The following is a 17,552-nucleotide window of genomic DNA, read 5'->3' on the forward strand; positions in this document are numbered from 1 at the left end:
GGAAACCCGGGATTTCGGCCGCACCATTTACCGCATCATGTCCGGTTCCGGACGCCGGCGCGCCAATGTCGGAGGTGGTTTACGGCGCGCCAAATCCTGGCGCGTGCTGATTCTCAGCGCCGGCGAACTGCCCGCCGCCGAATACGCCGCCCAGGAAGGCCGGCAGGTGCGTGGCGGGCAGCTGGTGCGCTTGGCGGATGTCCCCATCGATGGCGCACCCCTGTTCCGCGATGGTGGGGAGGTCGATCATCTGAAACAGGCATTCGCCCACCATTTCGGCCATGCCGGCCCCCGGTTTATTGAGTCCGTCACTACGGAAAAAATGGCCGAAGCCTGGCGCGGTTTCGACCCCGAGGCCATTGGTCCCGCGGCCACCCCGGAGGCGGTGCGCGTCCGAAAACGCTTCGCCCTGGCCGCCTGTGCCGGCGAGCTGGCCATTAAGCATGGCCTTCTGCCTTGGAGGCCTGGCCAAGCCATCGAGGCCGCGCGCTTGGCCTATCGAACCTGGCAGTCCGGACATTCCGCCGCCACCGAAGGGGAACGGGGGATTGTGAATCTTCAGGCATTCATCCTACGGCATGAAGCAAGGTTCGAACGCGAGGACAACGACCCTCCCAAGGAGCGCGCCGGCTGGTTTCGCCACGATTGCTATCACTTCACCCGGGAAGCGTTCAAGGAGGCCTTGGCCGGTGCCAACCAGAAGGCCACCCTTGATCTGTTGGACCAGCTGGAGGTGTTGAAGAAGGAACGGGCAGACCGAACCGGGAATCGGATCGGTGTCGGTAGGGATCGTGTCCGCGTTTTCAGTATTCGTTCCTCGATTTTGACGGTGGAAACGGTGGAAACGGTGGAAACGCCAGAGCCAGAGCGGGCTCAAGGTCTTCCACCGTCCATGGGGGAAATGGTGGAAACGGTGGAAGAATGGGGGAAATCGGAAATGTGCGGCCCTGCTTCTTCCACCGTTTCCACCATTGGGGGAAGTCACGGTGGAAGATCCAGACCCAAGGTGGGGCGCGGTCTTTCCACCGTTTCCACCGTTTCCACCATGAAAAATGGCAAGTCGGATTTTTCCGGCGGTGGAAAACGTCACTTTAATGACGATTGGGGAGAGCCATGAACACCGCCCAGGCCATCCAGAAAATGAGGAATGCCGGTTTCGATCTGGCGATTATCGACGGCAGGGTGATGGTAAGCCCGGTAAGCAAGCTCACCGATGACCAGCGCGCCTACCTCCAGGCCCACAAGCGGGAAATCATCGCCGAACTGGAAGCCGCCAATTCGGGCCCGGATGAATCGCTGCCCTGGCGGATCCGCTGGACGCTAGAAACGTGGCTCGACGCCATCGAGGAGCGCGACCCGGCAGACCGGGCTCTTGTGTTCCACCAGGCCGCCACCGACGCGGGCGCGTTGAATCGCTGGTTGAAGTGCGCGGCCGAAGACGGCATCCGGCCGGAGCAGGCGCCACCGGACCCGAACACCGCCATAAGCCTCTGCCCAATGTGTGGCCGGACTGACGCCGACACCCACCAATGCGGCGCGCCGGCGTCGATCCCGGGGCGGGTTCGTTGCGGCGATTGCCGGCACTTCCAGCCGGATCGGATCGGCGGCGGTGACGGGATCGGGGATTGCTTGGCGGATGCCTGGAAACCGGGCGACCCGCTGCCTTACCCTGGCCGGGAAAGATTCTGTGACAATTTCAAACCAGAGAGGAAATGATGAGCATCATCGAAATTTTCCGGGCCGGAGCCCACGTGGCGATGTCCGGCACACGGCACACCTTCACCGAGCAGGATTTGGAGGTCTGCGCGCGGGCGTATTCCCCGCAATCACGGTTGGCGCCTTTGGTTTTAGGGCATCCGGACCAAGAAACGGAAACCTATGGCACAGTGTCGCGCCTGTTTCGCCGGGGGAAAAGCCTTTTCGCCGACTGCAACCACGTTTCGGAACGTCTCAAGGATTGGGTCCGCCAAGGCCGCTATAAGAAGATATCCGCCTCCTTCTTCATGCCGGGGTCGCCGCACAATCCCCGGGCCGGGCAACTCTACCTCAAGCATGTGGGGTTTCTGGGCGCCATGCCGCCGGCAATCAAAGGCATGCTCGACCCGGCGTTTTCCGAGACCGAACACAAAATATTCAGTTTCGGCAACGATATCTGTTGCCTTCCCGCCCGTTTTCACGAGGAGCCGGACGACTTGGCGAACCCCGGCCATGCCGATATTGCGCGCCGGGCGCGCATCTATCATGCCGAGATGGCCGAAATGGGCGCCCGCGTCAGTTTTTCCGAAGCAGTGGAAGCCGTCACGGGTCACAACCACGCCACCCTCAGCGATGCAGACATCGCGTTCAAGGCGCGGGTTTATCGTGACCGAATGGCGGCCCAGGGCAAATACATCAGCTTCACCGAAGCGGTGGAGGTGGTAAACACCGACAAGCCATAAAAGGATGGCGCCATTTCTCCCCTGGTCGCCTTGTTTTAACCCCTCTATGGCGTCTGTAAGAATTCGTTGCAAATTCAAATACGGACGTTAAACTAGAAATGAAACTGTTACAAATTCATAGAGGCGGCAAACATGGCGAGGGGAGGCAAAAGAACCGGAGCGGGCCGGAAATCCCGCTATGGGGTGGAAACCACCACCGTCAGGATACCGGCGGCCCTGAAGGAGGAAGTGCTGGCATTTGTCGAACGGCGGATGACCGAGCGAGCGCGTGATTCTGAAACCGTCACGGAATCAAACACCATCGAGGCCTGGAAGCACTCGAACCGGCGTTGCCAAGCGGCCACCACCAAGGACACCCGCTGTAGCAATGCATCCTCCATCATTGAAGTGGACAGACTGCCGGACGGGCGCAAAATCGAGTATGAGGTTTGCAAGCGCCATCATACCGCCTTTACGCGAGGCGACCCGGTACGGCCGCACCGGTCAATATTGAAACCGTGACAAAATCAAAATGCGATCATGAAATTCACCCTGGAACTGCAACCCTACACCGGCGAACGGGAACCCTTGTCTGTGACTTGGGATTCTGAGGCCGGCACCGTAACCAGCCCGGGCGCTGCCGAGGTCAAGTCTCTTTTGGATAGCGCGGCGGAGGTGGGCTATACCAGCATTCATCCGATCCCGAGCACTTACGCCATCTCCGATCCATATCACCGCCCGGACGAATTCGCCGCGGTGATCGGCTCATCCTGGCGTGTGCCGGAAGCGCTCAAAGCGTTTTACCCCAAGGTCGAGTCGATCGACGATACCGTCTATCTGATCGATGAGGATGGCAATGAAACCCCGATAGGGAGGGTACTGTTTTGATTCACATCGAAGTCGATGACCACGAAGTGATGGACGCGCTCAACCAGCTGATATCCCAGCTCGATGATTTAACCCCGGCGATGAAGGACGTTTCCGGAGAGCTGGAGAAAATCGCTACCACTGCATTCGAAGAACAAGCGTCCCCGGCGGGGATTCCATGGCCTGATCTATCCGATGTCACCAAGGAACAGCGCGCCGAATCCGGACACTGGCCCGGAGATATCCTAAAAGTCACGGGGGACCTCGCCAGCAGCATCCAATCCGACTACGGCCCCGATTTCGCCGTCGCCAGCACCAATGCACCTCATGCCGCCACGCATCAGTTCGGCGCCAAGCAAGGGCAATTCGGCCGCGGCACGTTCAAGACCCGAGAGGGGAGCGTCCCCATTCCTTGGGGAGATATTCCACCGAGACCGTTCTTAGGTCTTTCCGATGAAGGCAAGGAGGAAATCCTGAATATCTTTACCCAATTTTTGGACGGCGCCTTCTAATTGCGATATCTGCAACCCTGTTTCATTAACCACGGAGAAAAAAACATGACCAAGGCATCTCAAGTTCAGAAAGTCGAGGACCTCAAAGCCCCGTCGTTGCTGGAACGCATCGAGCACAAGCAGGCGATCGAACGCCGGATAGCGGAAGTCAGGGAGCATATCGGCGAAGCGAGCGCTTTGGCGGATGCCAAGCGCTTGGAAACCGAAGGGGCTTGGCGCGAGTTTGAGCGTTATCAGAAAGTGGCGGGCCCCAAAGAGGACTTGGACGACCTGCAAAGAGAAAAACTGGCCAGGTTGCGCCAGGCAGCGGAGAAAGCCGACCAGGAGGCGCAAGCGGCAAGAGAGGATTTCCAGGCTTTAACCGCGGAACTCAATGAACTGGAAAGAAACGCGCTGCCCAACTGCAACGCCGGTGCCGCCATCGAGGAGGCCTTGGCCTATCAGGCCCGGGTGGCGGAAATCCAAGGTCAAATCGAAGGCCTGGAGAAGTTGATCGAAGAGCAGCGCCAAATCGTTGAGAACTCCCAAGCCGAGGTTCCCGCGTTGGACGGCCTTTATCAAAAACGAGAAGACCTGTTGGCGGATCTGGCCATTGGCCAGGCCTCCAAGGCGGACATGGAAACCCTGGAAGCGGAAATCTCAGAGGCCGAAAAGAACAGGGACAAAGCCATCCAGCGCGCCAAGCGGGGAGAAGTCAAGGCCAACCAAGCGCGCCAGACCATCGCCGGCCTTGAGCGCAAAATCGAACCACTGCGCCAAGAGCTGGCCGAGATCGAGGATAAAGGGCCGGAGGTATTGCGCCAGTTGGTGCGAGGCGAGGCCGAGGTACTGGGTAAGGAGTATGCCGAATTGGCCACGGCGTTGAAAAATCACTTCGTCCGGCTGGTGGGGTTGAGCATGCTGCTCAAAAGTTTGGGAGGCAAGGAATTTCTGACCACCGTCGAGTTGGCGCTTCCCGGTTTCGCCCTGGATACCTGCAAGGCTGTCGAGCTTCCCGCCCACCCGGGTTGGTTGTACCAGCTGCATTCCTGGTCCGATCGGGAAACCTTCCATAAGGCCATGCATTCGGAGCGGGAACGCCTGCGTGAGCATGGGGTGGAGTTCTAGGGCTTTCCGCGAGCATTTCAACGACCCCCGGCCTACCGGGGGTTTTTATCCATGCCAAAAAAAAGAATGGGCCAAGATCGGGAGGTTGGATGATGGAGCACTTACCCTTGGAACACTTGCCGCCTAAGCTCCAGGAAATCGCCGAGTATTGCGGTAAGCGCCTCGCGCTCCTGCTGCTGAAGCATTACGGCGGGGGACACTTGCACATACCCAAGACCATCTCCCCGGGGCATCACCTGGCGGAGGTGCTGGGGCTGGAGGATTCGCGGCGGTTTTGCGAGATCTATGGCGGTGAGTTCTTTCATGTACCCCGGGCCGATGAGGCGCTTCGGGCGACCCGCAATGCAGCCATTCATGAAATGCGTGCCGCCGGCGCTTCCCTATTTGAGCTTGCCCGGCGCTTCGGCCTGACCGAGCGTCATATCAGCAATATTCTCAAATCTTCAAATCGAAATAAGTGAATTTATCCGGAAAGAACCTGAAAGAAATGGAATGGGGTTGCCCGCCGGTTAATATCAATGTGGTGAGCTTAGCCGTCTAAACCTTCCGAACGGGGCTTGTGGCGGGGGATGGAGCCTGTCACGTTTTGCGACACATCCCGCTTGGTGGGGCTGAAATCTCTACTATAAACTTCAGAGTGGGCCGTACTGGTTCCCCATACCTTGTTTTCGTCATGGCCGGCGGCCTTATCCAATCAAATGACCGTCAAATGAAAACCCTTCGCCAGCTTGGCCGGAAAGGGTTTTGCTCGTGGTGATGGTCGAGAAAATGCTTCGAAATCGGTCCTAGTGTAGAACCGGCGTAGAACCATAAAAAAAGCCTTGCCAGCGGGTTACAGGCAAGGCTTTGTTTTTGTTGGTGGCCAGGGACAGAATCGAACTGCCGACACGGGGATTTTCAGTCCCCTGCTCTACCGACTGAGCTACCTGGCCGAAAGACGCTTATTAAACTAGCCTGACTTGGACATGTCAAGTTCGATACTGCTCGGCTTCGGGGGGTTGATAGCCTTCGGGCATGTCGATGCCCTCGCCGAAAAGGAATTTGGTCCGCTCCCGGGCGAGGAATGCTTTGGCTTCCGGCTCGAATACGGTCAGCCGATGTTCGTTGATGAGCATGGTCTGGACGTTTAGCCATTCCTGCCAGGCTTGTTTGGAGATGTGGTCGTAAATTTTTTGCCCCTCCGGGCCGGGGAACGGCAGATTGTCCAAACCTTCTGCTTCAATGCCAAGTTTTACGCACTTAACTTTGCGTGCCATGAGTGACTCCCTGGAAAACTTGATTGTTTTACTATGTTATCACGGGATCGGACAATAATCGTCGTACCGGTGTGGGCATGGCTAGTTGCGAGGCATGGGTGGGCATCAGCCAGCGGGATGGACGGTCGTGAACCAGGGAAAGTGCTTCTTCCAGGTCGATCAAGGCGGGCGTGTAGCGCAAGGTGTAGTGAGTGAAGGTGTGTTTTCGTTCCGCCAGCCACTGAAGACGGTCGGGCTGAAGATTCAGGCGGTGACAATGATTTTTCAATCCTTCCGGACAATCCCAATGAGGCGGCGTCCAAAGTCCCGCCCAAATGCCGCTGGGAGGGCGCTGCTGGAGATAGATCCGGCCGCTCGGGTCGCGCAGCAGCAGCCAGTAGCTTGATTTGACCGGCTTGGTCCGGCGTGGACGCGGGGCGGGAAGCTCGGTCACTCGGCCGGTTCGGTAGGCCAGGCAATGGGCCTGGAGGGGACAGTCCGGGCACCGGGGTCGGGTTCGAGTGCAGAGGGTGGCCCCGAAATCCATCAGTGCCTGGGTGTAGTCGGCGTTGCGCCGGCGAGGAAGATATTTTTCGCTCAAGCCCCACAAGCGCCGTTCGGTTGCCGACGGACTCTCCTCGTTGCCGATGGCGTGCAGACGGCACCACAGTCGCTTGACGTTCCCGTCCAGAATCGGTGCGGGGCGGTCGTAGGCCAGGCTGAGGATGGCGCCGGCGGTGGAGCGTCCGATGCCCGGCAGTTGGATCAGCGCCTCTTGAGAGGCGGGCATATCCCCGTCATGCTCGGCGACGATTTGGTTCGCGGCCCGATGCAAATTGCGGGCGCGGGCGTAGTAACCCAGCCCGGCCCAGTGTCGGAGTACCTGGTCCAATTCGGCCCGGGCCAATGCCTCGACGGTGGGGAATGCCGCCGTAAAGCGCTGGAAGTAAGGCACCACGGTTCCCACCTGGGTCTGCTGGAGCATGATTTCCGATACCCAGACGCGGTACGGCGATCTGGGCCGTTGCCAGGGAAAGTCCTTGCGCCCGGACCGGTCGTACCACGCCAGGAGGATCGATTGAAAGGTTTCGGGCGAAATCAACGAAACAGCCCCTTGAGCATTTCGCCGGCGCCCTCTCCCAGCTTCTTTTCCAGTTCCTCGGTCACTTTTTTCTCGATTTTGCCTTTCTTCTCTTGGATCTTGGATCTGTATTTTTCCTGGGCCATTTGCACGACGTCCAAGCCGTATTTGGGTTCGGCGAGGGGGCCGCTGATCTTGATGATGATGGGCAGGCTCTTGGCGGTGGCGATTTCTTCGCCGGTCTCGCCTTCTTCGTGTTTGAGGCGATCGACTCGCACGGAATAATCCAATTGCTCCTGTACCAGGTCGACGGTGCCGCTGCCCTGGATTCGGAGCTTGCGGCTGTCGATCAGGAAACGGTCGGTATTCATGACCCCGTTTTGAACGGTGCCGCGAAAATCCAGGCCGACGAATTGGAGCTTTTCGATCTGGGTTTCGGCGGGCGCTTCCTTGCCCTTCCACCAGGCTTCGCCGTGTTTGATCAAGCGCAGGATCTGGACGTTGTTGAGACTGCCGTTTTCGGTCTGAAACGCCACTTTGCCGTCCAAGGTTTTTTGGATGTCCGAGACTTTACTGCCCCGGCCCGCGAGGTTCAGATCCAAAAAGGCAGTGCCGCTGAGCTGAGCCTTACCGGTCATATCCTGAAGCAAGGGCTCGATTTGGACGTTCTTCATCGAGGAACTCAGAGAGACTTGCGGGACTTGGGCACGCCCGTCGAAGCGAACCTGTCCTTGATAGTTTCCTTGGTAAAATTTGTCGATGGTCGGGGTCAAAGTCATTACCCGGTTCTTGCCCAGGGCGGTTAAGGTCACGCCCTGCATTTGCAATCCCTTGACCTTGAGCTGGCCGATTTGAATCCGTCCGTCCACATTCAAACCCGCAAGCGCGGCGAAGGGGAGCGGCTGTTCAGGGGTTTTCTCGGCCGGCGCCTCCTTTGTTGGCGCGGACGCCGACTCGGCGGGCAGATATCTATCCAGATCCAGGTTGTCGGCCGTCAGTTGCAGGTTGATTTTGGGCTGGGCGAACGAGGCGACGGCGAGTTCACCGTTAAGTTGAGTGTCGTCCAGATTTCCCCGGAGATCGGTCAGTGCCAGATGGTCCGTATCCGCCTTCAGATTGAAGTCGAGTCGTGTTTTGCCAGGTGCCTCGGCGTTGGCCGGTTGCGGCAGTGCCACGCCCAGCGCGGTCAAAACCTTGGGGAGCGCCGCCTCAAGCCGGAAGTTTCCCCGGAGCTTGGGAGCATCCAGGATTTGTTCGCCTTCCAGGGTCCCCGTCAATTCGGCATCGGCGGCTTGGAGTTGGATGTCGGTGGCGGTCAGTGTCTGGGCCGCCAGATCCAGCTTCAGCGAGCCGTCGAGCATCGCTTCCAGCCGGCCCGACGGGACGGGTTCGCCTTCGCTGTGGGATTGGAGGTGCAGGTCGTGGAGCTCGAATCGTTGCAGTTGCTCGTCGGCCAAGACGGTCGTTTTCAGAGAGACTGTTTCTTTCAGGGAGGGTTCGTCCAACTGCAGCACGAAGCCCAACCGGAAATCGGTGGGATCGCCGAAGCGAAACTGGTCCAGGCGCGCGTTCAGGTGTTGAACTTGGACCGTTCGACCGGCTTGCCTGTCTTGCCAGGTAACGGAGCTGTCGTCCAGGGTGACACCGCCGATCAGCAAGGGAGGAACGGGAGTGGGCGCCTTGGGTGCCGTTTCGGGTTCGATTTTTGCCGGTGCTCGGGCGGCGGTCAAGTCCTCCCAGTTGGTTCGTCCGTCGGCCTTTTTGGCCAAGTTCAGCTGCAGCTTTTCCAACACCAGGTGCTTGATTTCCACTTTTTTGCGCAACAGAGGCAACAGCTTGACCTTGATTTCCGCCTTCTGGACCTCGGCGAACGGTTCGGGACCGAAGCCGGCCGCGTTGCCCAGCGTGACTTCTCCGGTTTTAACGCCTATCCAGGGAAATACCGACAGGGACAAATCTCCTGGGATTTGAAGATTGCGTCCGGTGTTCTTTTCCACCGCAGCGGCGATTTGATCTTTGTATTGATTGGGATCGACCAGCACCACCACCGCGACCAGTCCCGCGGCGAGAAAGATAAGTATGGCCAGGATGGTTAAGAGAAGGTATTTCAAAGCGAAGCCTCCAAGTCAATTTTCAGACGCGCCATGGATGATAATCATTCTACTCTTACGCAAAACATCCTGCGCCGAAAAGGATAAATTTCAAATGAATGGAATAAAGTTTATGATGTGATCGGTGCTTGACATCCCATAACAACTCGAAGATTGAGAGAAGGAGGTGACACAATGTTAGGTGGACTAGGAGGGCTGATCGCGATTGCCGTCGCGATCTGGTTCTATCGTACCGCGGTTGACATCAACGACCCCAAGTCCCCTTTCGTGTGGGCATTCAACGGGGCTGCGGCTTATTACGTGGTTGTCTTGTTGTGGTGGTTTTTGGTGCTCAAGCCGGTGAGCGCCAGTTTTCATCATACCAACCAGTCCTTGATTTTAGCGGCCCATGTCGGCGGCTATGTGCTCGCATTGGCGCTGGTTTGGTTCATTAGAAATCGCTGGATCGCCAGCATGAAAAAATCTTCATAGCAATAAAAAAAGCTGTCAGGCGCATTGCCTGACAGCTTTGCCATCCCGAGTCGCCGAAATGGCGGCTTACAGTTCCTTCGAGTGGACTTCCAGGAAGTGGGCGACGCCCTTCGGATCGGGCTTCATGCCTTCTTGACCCGGTTTCCAATTGGCCGGACACACTTCCCCGTGCTTTTCAAAGAACTGGAGCGCATCCACCATCCGGATCAATTCGTCCATGTTGCGGCCCAGGGGTAGATCGTTGACCACCTGATGGCGGACGACCCCTTCCTTGTCGATCAGGAAGCTGCCGCGGAAGGCCACGGAAGCGCCTTCGGCTTCCACGTCGTAGGCGCGGACCACTTCATGGCCCACGTCCGCCGCCATAGTGTACTTGACCGGACCGATGCCGCCGTCTTCGACGGGGGTGTTGCGCCAAGCGTTGTGGGTGAACTGAGAATCGATCGATACGCTGATCACCTCAACGTTCCGCTTGGAAAATTCTTCCACCCGATGATCCAGAGCGATCAACTCGGTCGGGCAGACGAAGGTGAAATCGAGCGGGTAAAACACCAAAACGGCGTATTTGCCTTTAGTGGCTTCGGAGAAATTGAACTCATCGACAATTTGGCCGTCTCCCAACACGGCCGGCACGGTAAAGTCGGGTGCTTTTTTGCCTACTAATACGCTCATCGAGTCCCTCCTGATTCTAACCTGTGTTAGCGAACCCCCGTAGGGGAAGAAGTGTACGGGGAAATTCTACACTAAACCGCTCTGGAATACTTCACGTGCATTCCCCTGAATAGGCCGGTTGCTTTACAAGCGACGAAATGTTTTTGTAATATTTGCTATGTTTTGTAAGATTAGACTGACAAAGGGAGCATGAAAGTTGATTCACGCTCCTGATTAGAAAACAACTCAACTTTCAGGTTGGATGAGTTATGGCAGAACATAAGCACATTACTGAACCGGATCCGTTCGGCTACCAGGTACGAATCGTCCGCCGCAGCGTAGAGCATAGTCGTTACTTTTCCCATAAGCTTTGGGGGGGAAAGAAAAAATCCCTGCAGGCCGCTATCCGCTGGCGGGACCAGATGCTGGTCATTTTGAAAGGTAGCCGCACGCGCTTCATGAAGACGCCCTGTAACAAGCTGTCCACCGGCGTTACGGGGGTTTCGCGCACGATCAAATACGACAAGCGCAAGGACAAAAGCTATTTATGCTACACCGTTTTTTGGATCCGGGACGGCAAGCCTCGCAATAAAACATTTCAGGTCGGCAATATCAAAACCGTCACCGCCGACCAGGAGCTGCATGCTTTCCGGACCGCGGTAATGTTCCGGAAGGCTTACGAGTATGCGATCGATAACGATCTTCAATTCGACGAAAATTTATTCAAGAACTGGCGGAACATTCGGCTTTACGAGCCTCCTGTTTCGGAAGAAACGGCAAAGAATGATGATATTTCCTTGCCGGAGTTGAGAGTGGCACTTGCCTGAGGGCATGCGCTACGGCGCAGCCTCGGGCATTTTTGAGGATTCGCGCATAAAAAAACCCGGGCCCTCCGAAGGGGACCCGGGTTTTTCTTTTTAGCGAGTGGTTGCGAATGAAATTGAGCCGTGTGGTTTAATCCGCCCAGGTGGCGGCATCGCCGCCTTCATAGACGTCACCGACCAGATCGCGCCCAATCAGGTTGGCGAAGCTGGCGAACACTTGCAGCAGCAAGCCCAGAATCGACAGCGCCATCCAGCCGAAGAACACGAAGCCATAGTGCAGCGGCGCCACGAACAGCTCTTCCATGAACCAGAAGGTGTGACCCCATTCGTTCAGACCCACGTTGGGAAGAATCATGAACGGTCCCACCACGGTGATCATATAAGCCACCGAAAAACCCTTCTTCTGGTAGTTGAAGTAGGGCAGACGGGTGTGCGCATAGATCATCGCCGCAAACCCGGTGATGATGTAGATCGGGTAGCTCAGGTAGAATTCGATGATGTGGCTCGGGGTGAAGTCGGTGTCCCGAACGATGGTTTGGTGCCAGGTGCCGTCCTGCTCGGTGAAGTAGCTCGCACCCCAGTAAATGGCCCAGGCATAAGCCACCAGCCAGATCAGGTGGGTGAAGTTGCGACGCAGTTCTTCACGCGGCGCCAAGGCGTCCAGGTTGCGGTCCCGGCTCTTCCACAGATAACCCCACAGCACCGAGGCCGTGACCACTTCCAGTACGATTTCGGTGTACAGGAAGTTCATCCAGTATTTTTCGAATTCCGGAGCGAACGAGTCCAGACCGGCCGACCAGCCATAAACCCCTTCGTACCAACGTACCCACGCGTAGAAAACCGTGTAAATGCCCAGCGCGAACGCTAGCCATTTCTTGTCCAGAAGTGGGGTTTCACGTTCAGCAGCGCTTACTGCTTGAGTGGTTGCAGCCATTGCTTACCTCCTTCTTGTGAAGAAGTTAGTTTACGACAATACTTGCGACAAGCCGAAAAGTGAAAAAGTTCCCTTTAATTCAGATTATTTTTCTCGGTATTTTCTGGATGGCTTGACTCGGGGTGTTCCGCCGGTTCGCCGGCGATGTAGCGGTTTTCGGCGGCCCACTCCCCTAAATCGATCGATTTGCAGCGCGGGCTGCAAAACGGCCGGTTCGGGTTATCCCGGCGCCACTCCACGGCTCGGCCGCACTGGGGGCATTTGACTTGCATAGACTTAAAAGAGACAGCGGGTCAGTTGAAAAGGAATGTCGGCATTGGCTTGCTTGGCTTTTTCCAGAAACTCCGGTTCCATGAAGCGGATCGTGAAACGGTGCTTGCCGCCGCTGATTTCCGCGTAGTAGGGCAACTGGGAGTCCACCCCGATGCGAATCATTTGAAACGGCAGGGAACGGTCCAGGTTTTGTTGAAAGAATCCGGCCTGGGCGGATTCCTCGCTGGGCAAGTTGCTGTGTCGGATGGTGTTCAAGATAAAATCGACCCCTTTTTGCACCGGCAAAAAAGGTTCCGTCCAGAAGGAGATATCTTCCCGCCGATGGGAAGCCGGTTGCTGCAGCCAATAGTGATAACCGGGCAGATCGAAACAGCAGGTCCCGCCCGGGATCGAGCTCCTTTGGAGGATGCTTTTGAACAGGCCGCAATCGAGCAACTGCGTTCCCAGCTTGCCGTTGATCCCGCGGATCTGTTGGCTCAACGATTCGATTCTGTCTACGAACTGCTGTAATTTTTCCTGATCGGTGCTTTGGTTGCGGGCGAGGCGGGCCAGCACCTGGTGATGACGCTCGAGCTCTTTCAACAGCTCGGAACGCACGTCGCTGCGACTGAAAATCGTGACGATATCCAAAAGCCCGCCGACCGCCGCGCGGCTGTCCCATTCCGACGTTCCTTGGGCAAAATGCTCGATTTGGGAGAACAACTGCTCAAGGCGGATTAATGTCCGAATCCGTTCGTTTAAAGGGAATTCATAGATCACAAGGCCGTTCAAGATTACGGTCCACTCAATGCTGACAAAATATAGGTTCGACTATTGTAGTGAGTTTTGCTTGGGACTTCATCAAGACTCAGTCGGCTCAGAGATGAAAATGATCCCCTAAATAGACCTGGCGCACCTGCGGATGTTCGAGCAATTGATCGGGGTCGCCGGCGGCGATGAGTTCGCCTTGGCTGATAATATAGGCGCGCTCGCATACGCCCAGAGTTTCGCGCACATTATGGTCGGTGATCAAGACCCCGATGCCCCGCTCGCTCAGATGGTGGATGATTTTCTGGATGTCGAGAATGGAAATCGGATCCACGCCCGCGAAAGGTTCGTCCAAGAGGATGAAGCGCGGCTCCAAGGCCAGCGCCCTGGCGATCTCCAAGCGGCGGCGCTCTCCTCCCGAGAGACTGGCGGCGGGCTGTCCGCTCAAATCGGTGAGGCCGAATTCCTCCAGGAGTTCGGTGGCGATCAATTCCCGCTGGCCGGCGCTCAAGTCGGGCCGCAGTTGGAGAACCCCCAGCATGTTTTGAGCAACCGTCAGACGACGGAAGACGGACGCTTCCTGGGGGAGATAACCGAGTCCCAGCCGGGCGCGTCCGTGGATGGGGAGTGGGGTGATGTCGTGCCCGTCCAGGCCGATGCGTCCCTCATCCGGTTGCACGAGCCCGACGATCAGATAAAAACAAGTGGTTTTGCCGGCCCCGTTGGGACCGAGCAGTCCCACGATTTCCCCTTCCTTGACCGACAAGGAGACGCCGTTGACCACCGTGCGTTTCCGATAACGCTTGACCAGTCCTTCAGCTTCCAGGATCGCCATGAAGTTTATTGCTTGGTTTGGGAGGTGGATGAATCGGACGGTTCTTCGGTTTTGGGGTGCAGGATGATTTTCACCCGCTTGGTATCGGAGCTGGCCTCCCCCGCCTTGATTACATCGTTGATCTGGTCGTACTCGATCCGGTCGCTGGCATACTCGTTCTGACCCTGATGCACGATCGCGTTGTCGATCAGAATGATGAGATCCTGGTCCACATAATATTCGGCCTGCTTGGAGGTGCCGTGAATTTCTTCTTCGCCGGGCTTGGGGGTTTGTCGGAAGCGGACCGGATCGCCGTAGGCGATCACCTTTTCCACCCTGCCTCCGGGACTATAGGCGACCAGTTTGTCGGACTTCAGATGCAGGCTGCCCTGGATCAAAACCACATCGCCCGTATAGGTGCTTCGATCGGTTTTCTTGTCGTAAAAAGCGGTGTTGGCTTCGATATAGACCGGTTGCTCGGAATCGTCTTCCAGCGCCGTCGCCGGCCCGACCAGGCAGGCCGATAAAAAGCATAGCAAAGGTAAAGGTCTCAAAACTGGGTTCCGGTTCGAAAAACTGCGCTGCAAACTCATTTCAAATAACCGCCGATGATATCATCGAAACGCCCCCGAGCCTGCATGATCAAATCGCACACCTCGCGCGCCGCACCATGCCCTCCGGGGGTTTGGGTGATCCAATGGGCGTGCCGTTTGACCACGAAGTGGGCGTCGGCCACCGCAATTGCCAGATGGACCCGGCGCATCACCGGCAGATCCAATATGTCGTCGCCCACGTAGGCCATTCGTTCCACCCCGATGCCGGTCGCTTGGGTCAATGCTTCCAGGGCGGGCGGTTTGTCCTCGTAACCTTGATATACGTGCTGAATGCCCAGGCTGTCGCAGCGCTGCGCCACCGAGGGAGAATTGCGTCCCGAGATCACCGCCGTTTCCACCCCGCTTCTCCGGAGCAGTTTCAAGCCGTGGCCGTCGCGGGCGTGGAAGGCTTTGTATTCGCGCCCCTTTTGGTCGAAAAACAGGCGCCCGTCGGTTAGCACGCCATCCACGTCGAAAATCACCAATTCGATCGCCGCCGCTTGCTCGAGGAGTTGACGATGATCCATCAAAAGACCCCCGCGCGCAGCAAATCGTGCATATTGAGGGCGCCCATCAGCCGCTCCGACTCGTCGACCACCAGGAGGGCGTTGATTTTTTTCTCTTGCATCAATTTCACCGCTTCGGCGGCCAGGATATCGGTGGGCACGGTGGTGCAGCTGCGGGTCATGACTTCGCTTATAGGCGTGGTGCCCACGTCGTAACCCCCGCGCTCGAACAGGCGGCGCAGATCGCCGTCGGTAAATATCCCCAATATTCGGCGCCGAGTGTCGATTACCGCGGTCATGCCCAGCTGCTTGGCGGTCATCTCCAGCAGCGCCTCGCTCAAGGTGGCGGCTTCGTGCACGGCGGGGATGTCGGCGCCGGTATGCATGACGTCGTCGATTTTGAGCAGGAGCCGCCGCCCCAGGCTGCCCGCCGGATGGGAGCGGGCGAAATCCATCTGGGTGAATCCCCGCGCTTCCAGCAGGGCCACCGCCAGCGCGTCCCCCATGACCAATGCCGCCGTGGTGCTCGCCGTGGGAGCAAGCCCCAGGGGGCAGGCTTCCTGCCGGACGCTGACGTCGATATGCACGCTGGCTTGTTGGGCCAGGGTGGAGCGGGGACGTCCGGTCATGGCGATGAGAGGAACGCCCAGGCGTTTGATCAAGGGGATGATGGTGATCAGTTCGCTGGTTTCGCCGGAATTGGAGAGCGCCAGCACCACATCGTGCTCGGTAATCATGCCCAGATCCCCGTGGCTGGCTTCGCCCGGATGAACGAAAAAAGCCGGCGTGCCGGTGCTGGCGAGGGTGGAGGCGATCTTGCCGCAGATATGCCCGGATTTGCCCATGCCGGTGACGATCACCCGACCCCGGCATTGCAGCATCAATTGACAGGCCTGGCTGAAATTTTCATTGATGCGTTCCTCCAGGGCGGCCACCGCTCCGGTCTCCAAGCGGATGACCTCCAATCCCAATCGGCGCAGACGCGCTTGTTCCGTGGTTGTCATGATTTTTGATTCAATAGCTGCAAGATGGTGTTTAAATCTAGTGGAAAATAGAGTGAATATTGATAGGCGCAGAAGCCGGCCAATAACAATAGTCCGCCCAGCCGACCGATGCGGCCGGGGTTGCGCCAGCCCAATCCCAATAGGAACAAGGCGACGGTAAACCCCAGCATCCAGGGAAAATCCCTTTCCACGACTTCTTTTTCCAACCAGTGAGGGTGAACCAGGGTGGGAATGGAATAAACCGCCAGGATATTGAACATATTGGAACCGACGATGTTGCCGATCGCCAAATCGTCTTCCTTTCTCAGAATGCTGGCGAGGGAAGCGGCCAACTCCGGCAGACTGGTGCCCAAGGCGACGATGGTCAGGCCGATAATCAGGTCGGAGACGCCGAAATGATGGGCCAGTTCCACCGCCGCCCACACCACCGTCCTCGAACCGAGCAGTAGTCCCGCCAAGCCGAAGAAGATCCAGAACCAGGACTTGGGCAATGAGGTGATCGGCGGCAACTCGCTTTCCACTTCCTCCGCCAAAGGGTCGTCGGCTGAGGTTTGGCGCCCTTGCCAAACCAGCCAGAGCAGAAACATGATCAGTCCCGCCAGCAAAACCGAACCGTCCACATAGTCCAGGCGAAGATCCAGGCTCAATCCGTAGGCCAGCAGGCAGGTAGTCAGAAGCAGCGGGATTTCCCGCCGCAGCGCCCGCGAATGGACGGTCACCGGGACGAGCAAGGCGGAAACACCCATGATCAAGCCGATGTTGGCGATGTTGGAACCGAGGGCGTTTCCCACCGCCAAGCCCGTATTGCCGTGCCAGGCGGCGATGGAAGATACCAGCATTTCCGGGGCCGAGGTGCCGAAACCCACGATCGCCAGCCCCACCACCAGGGCGGATATGCCCAAGTGACGGGCGATGCTGGCCGCCCCCAGGACGAAACGATCGGCGCCGAAGACTAAAACCGCAAAACCGCCCACCAGGGCGGTCGCATCGATCCATAACCCAATCATATTAATCCAAAAATCTAAGAATGCCCCCACCAGCTGAGGAGGGTGAAGTTAAGCCAGCACTTCATTTTGCGATACCAACGCCGAAAAGGTGGATGGCGGCTGCGGAATCGTTCGAATTCGGCCTTGAAAAACGCATTGCTCAACTGCCCCGGTGTCGGTTCGAAGCCGTAGGTTTCCCGCCAATACCGCGCGGCTTCCTTCTGCAGCCGGTAATACAATAGATCGTAGGGCGTATTCCCGTCGTAACTGAGGCCGCTACGGTCTAATCGAACCCCACCGCGGTGCAAACGATGTTGAAACCAGAGGCGCAATTCATCCAGCGATCCGGGTTCCACCAAGGAGTTTCGCATCAGAATGCAGGCCGGGAGCATGTCAGAAGCCTGTCATTATACATGTTT

Annotated in this window: 23 protein-coding genes and 1 tRNA gene; 10 read left to right on the plus strand and 14 right to left on the minus strand. The window is 57.5% G+C overall.

The window, feature by feature from the left end; translation table 11 throughout:
* The 8 genes from H035_RS21890 to H035_RS0100040 all read left to right on the plus strand — a co-directional run.
* A partial coding sequence (locus tag H035_RS21890) for a hypothetical protein (RefSeq protein ID WP_022652397.1) occupies positions 1 to 1,117 on the plus strand: 1,117 nt, incomplete at its 5' end.
* A complete protein-coding gene (locus H035_RS17400; RefSeq protein WP_022946967.1) occupies positions 1,114 to 1,716 on the plus strand; it encodes a hypothetical protein in 603 nt (200 codons plus the stop codon). The genes H035_RS21890 and H035_RS17400, both read left to right, overlap by 4 nt.
* Positions 1,713 to 2,438: a hypothetical protein gene (locus H035_RS20575; protein WP_152485927.1), complete on the plus strand. Its 726-nt coding sequence runs from the start codon at positions 1,713 to 1,715 to the stop codon at positions 2,436 to 2,438. The genes H035_RS17400 and H035_RS20575 overlap by 4 nt, the downstream gene beginning before the upstream one ends.
* 132 nt (positions 2,439 to 2,570) lie before the next feature.
* Entirely contained in the window at positions 2,571 to 2,939 is a 369-nt protein-coding gene (locus tag H035_RS0100020; protein WP_022946969.1) for a hypothetical protein, read from the plus strand.
* An 18-nt stretch (positions 2,940 to 2,957) separates the two neighbouring features.
* The gene (locus H035_RS0100025) at positions 2,958 to 3,305 is read left to right on the plus strand and encodes a hypothetical protein (protein WP_022946970.1); all 348 of its coding nucleotides are present in this window, start codon (positions 2,958 to 2,960) and stop codon (positions 3,303 to 3,305) included.
* Entirely contained in the window at positions 3,302 to 3,796 is a 495-nt protein-coding gene (locus H035_RS17410) for a phage virion morphogenesis protein (protein ID WP_022946971.1), read from the plus strand. The genes H035_RS0100025 and H035_RS17410 overlap by 4 nt, the downstream gene beginning before the upstream one ends.
* Before the next feature lie 45 nt (positions 3,797 to 3,841).
* Positions 3,842 to 4,903, plus strand: a complete 1,062-nt coding sequence (locus H035_RS0100035) for a hypothetical protein (RefSeq protein WP_022946972.1) — start codon at positions 3,842 to 3,844, stop codon at positions 4,901 to 4,903.
* An 89-nt stretch (positions 4,904 to 4,992) separates the two neighbouring features.
* Complete coding sequence (locus H035_RS0100040; RefSeq protein WP_022946973.1) at positions 4,993 to 5,364, plus strand: Mor transcription activator family protein; 372 nt, start codon at positions 4,993 to 4,995, stop codon at positions 5,362 to 5,364.
* 395 nt (positions 5,365 to 5,759) lie between these two features.
* Here the strand turns inward: H035_RS0100040 and H035_RS0100045 are convergent.
* The 4 genes from H035_RS0100045 to H035_RS0100060 form a co-directional block, all read right to left on the minus strand.
* Positions 5,760 to 5,835, minus strand: a tRNA-Phe gene (locus H035_RS0100045).
* Positions 5,836 to 5,871: 36 nt separating this feature from the next.
* On the minus strand, positions 5,872 to 6,159 hold the full coding sequence (locus tag H035_RS0100050) for an oxidative damage protection protein (protein WP_022946974.1): 288 nt from the start codon (positions 6,157 to 6,159) through the stop codon (positions 5,872 to 5,874).
* Between the two features lie 31 nt (positions 6,160 to 6,190).
* Positions 6,191 to 7,240 (minus strand): A/G-specific adenine glycosylase, encoded by a 1,050-nt coding sequence (mutY, locus tag H035_RS0100055; protein WP_200861508.1) that lies wholly within the window; start codon positions 7,238 to 7,240, stop codon positions 6,191 to 6,193.
* The gene (locus tag H035_RS0100060) at positions 7,237 to 9,330 is read right to left on the minus strand and encodes an AsmA family protein (protein ID WP_026596087.1); all 2,094 of its coding nucleotides are present in this window, start codon (positions 9,328 to 9,330) and stop codon (positions 7,237 to 7,239) included. Before H035_RS0100060 ends, mutY begins: the two co-directional genes overlap by 4 nt.
* A 174-nt stretch (positions 9,331 to 9,504) precedes the next feature.
* On the opposite strand from H035_RS0100060, the gene H035_RS17415 reads away from it, so the two are divergent.
* Complete coding sequence (locus H035_RS17415) at positions 9,505 to 9,801, plus strand: hypothetical protein (RefSeq protein ID WP_022946975.1); 297 nt, start codon at positions 9,505 to 9,507, stop codon at positions 9,799 to 9,801.
* 66 nt (positions 9,802 to 9,867) lie between these two features.
* Here the strand turns inward: H035_RS17415 and H035_RS0100070 are convergent, their stop codons facing one another.
* Entirely contained in the window at positions 9,868 to 10,473 is a 606-nt protein-coding gene (locus tag H035_RS0100070; protein WP_022946976.1) for a peroxiredoxin, read from the minus strand.
* A 248-nt stretch (positions 10,474 to 10,721) separates the two neighbouring features.
* Between H035_RS0100070 and H035_RS0100075 the strand changes: the two genes are divergently transcribed.
* On the plus strand, positions 10,722 to 11,279 hold the full coding sequence (locus tag H035_RS0100075) for a hypothetical protein (RefSeq protein ID WP_022946977.1): 558 nt from the start codon (positions 10,722 to 10,724) through the stop codon (positions 11,277 to 11,279).
* A gap of 127 nt (positions 11,280 to 11,406) precedes the next feature.
* On the opposite strand, the gene amoC is transcribed toward H035_RS0100075, so the two are convergent.
* The 9 genes from amoC to H035_RS0100120 form a co-directional block, all read right to left on the minus strand.
* Positions 11,407 to 12,210 (minus strand): bacterial ammonia monooxygenase, subunit AmoC, encoded by an 804-nt coding sequence (amoC, locus tag H035_RS0100080; RefSeq protein WP_022946978.1) that lies wholly within the window; start codon positions 12,208 to 12,210, stop codon positions 11,407 to 11,409.
* A 74-nt stretch (positions 12,211 to 12,284) separates the two neighbouring features.
* Positions 12,285 to 12,482, minus strand: coding sequence for a DNA gyrase inhibitor YacG (locus H035_RS0100085; RefSeq protein ID WP_022946979.1), 198 nt, complete (start codon positions 12,480 to 12,482; stop codon positions 12,285 to 12,287).
* A 4-nt stretch (positions 12,483 to 12,486) separates the two neighbouring features.
* Entirely contained in the window at positions 12,487 to 13,254 is a 768-nt protein-coding gene (gene zapD / locus H035_RS0100090; RefSeq protein WP_022946980.1) for a cell division protein ZapD, read from the minus strand.
* Positions 13,255 to 13,339: 85 nt separating this feature from the next.
* Positions 13,340 to 14,065: an LPS export ABC transporter ATP-binding protein gene (gene lptB / locus H035_RS0100095; RefSeq protein ID WP_022946981.1), complete on the minus strand. Its 726-nt coding sequence runs from the start codon at positions 14,063 to 14,065 to the stop codon at positions 13,340 to 13,342.
* A 5-nt stretch (positions 14,066 to 14,070) separates the two neighbouring features.
* Positions 14,071 to 14,598, minus strand: a complete 528-nt coding sequence (gene lptA / locus H035_RS17420; RefSeq protein ID WP_161623984.1) for a lipopolysaccharide transport periplasmic protein LptA — start codon at positions 14,596 to 14,598, stop codon at positions 14,071 to 14,073.
* Between the two features lie 35 nt (positions 14,599 to 14,633).
* A complete protein-coding gene (locus H035_RS0100105; protein ID WP_022946983.1) occupies positions 14,634 to 15,164 on the minus strand; it encodes a KdsC family phosphatase in 531 nt (176 codons plus the stop codon).
* The gene (locus H035_RS0100110) at positions 15,164 to 16,147 is read right to left on the minus strand and encodes a KpsF/GutQ family sugar-phosphate isomerase (RefSeq protein ID WP_022946984.1); all 984 of its coding nucleotides are present in this window, start codon (positions 16,145 to 16,147) and stop codon (positions 15,164 to 15,166) included. Before H035_RS0100110 ends, H035_RS0100105 begins: the two co-directional genes overlap by 1 nt.
* Positions 16,144 to 17,154, minus strand: coding sequence for a calcium/sodium antiporter (locus H035_RS17425; protein WP_022946985.1), 1,011 nt, complete (start codon positions 17,152 to 17,154; stop codon positions 16,144 to 16,146). Before H035_RS17425 ends, H035_RS0100110 begins: the two co-directional genes overlap by 4 nt.
* Positions 17,155 to 17,168: 14 nt before the next feature.
* Positions 17,169 to 17,525 (minus strand): hypothetical protein, encoded by a 357-nt coding sequence (locus H035_RS0100120; protein ID WP_022946986.1) that lies wholly within the window; start codon positions 17,523 to 17,525, stop codon positions 17,169 to 17,171.
* Between the last annotated feature and the right edge of the window lie 27 nt (positions 17,526 to 17,552).

The sequence above is a fragment of the Methylohalobius crimeensis 10Ki genome (assembly GCF_000421465.1).
Lineage (GTDB): Bacteria > Pseudomonadota > Gammaproteobacteria > Methylococcales > Methylothermaceae > Methylohalobius > Methylohalobius crimeensis.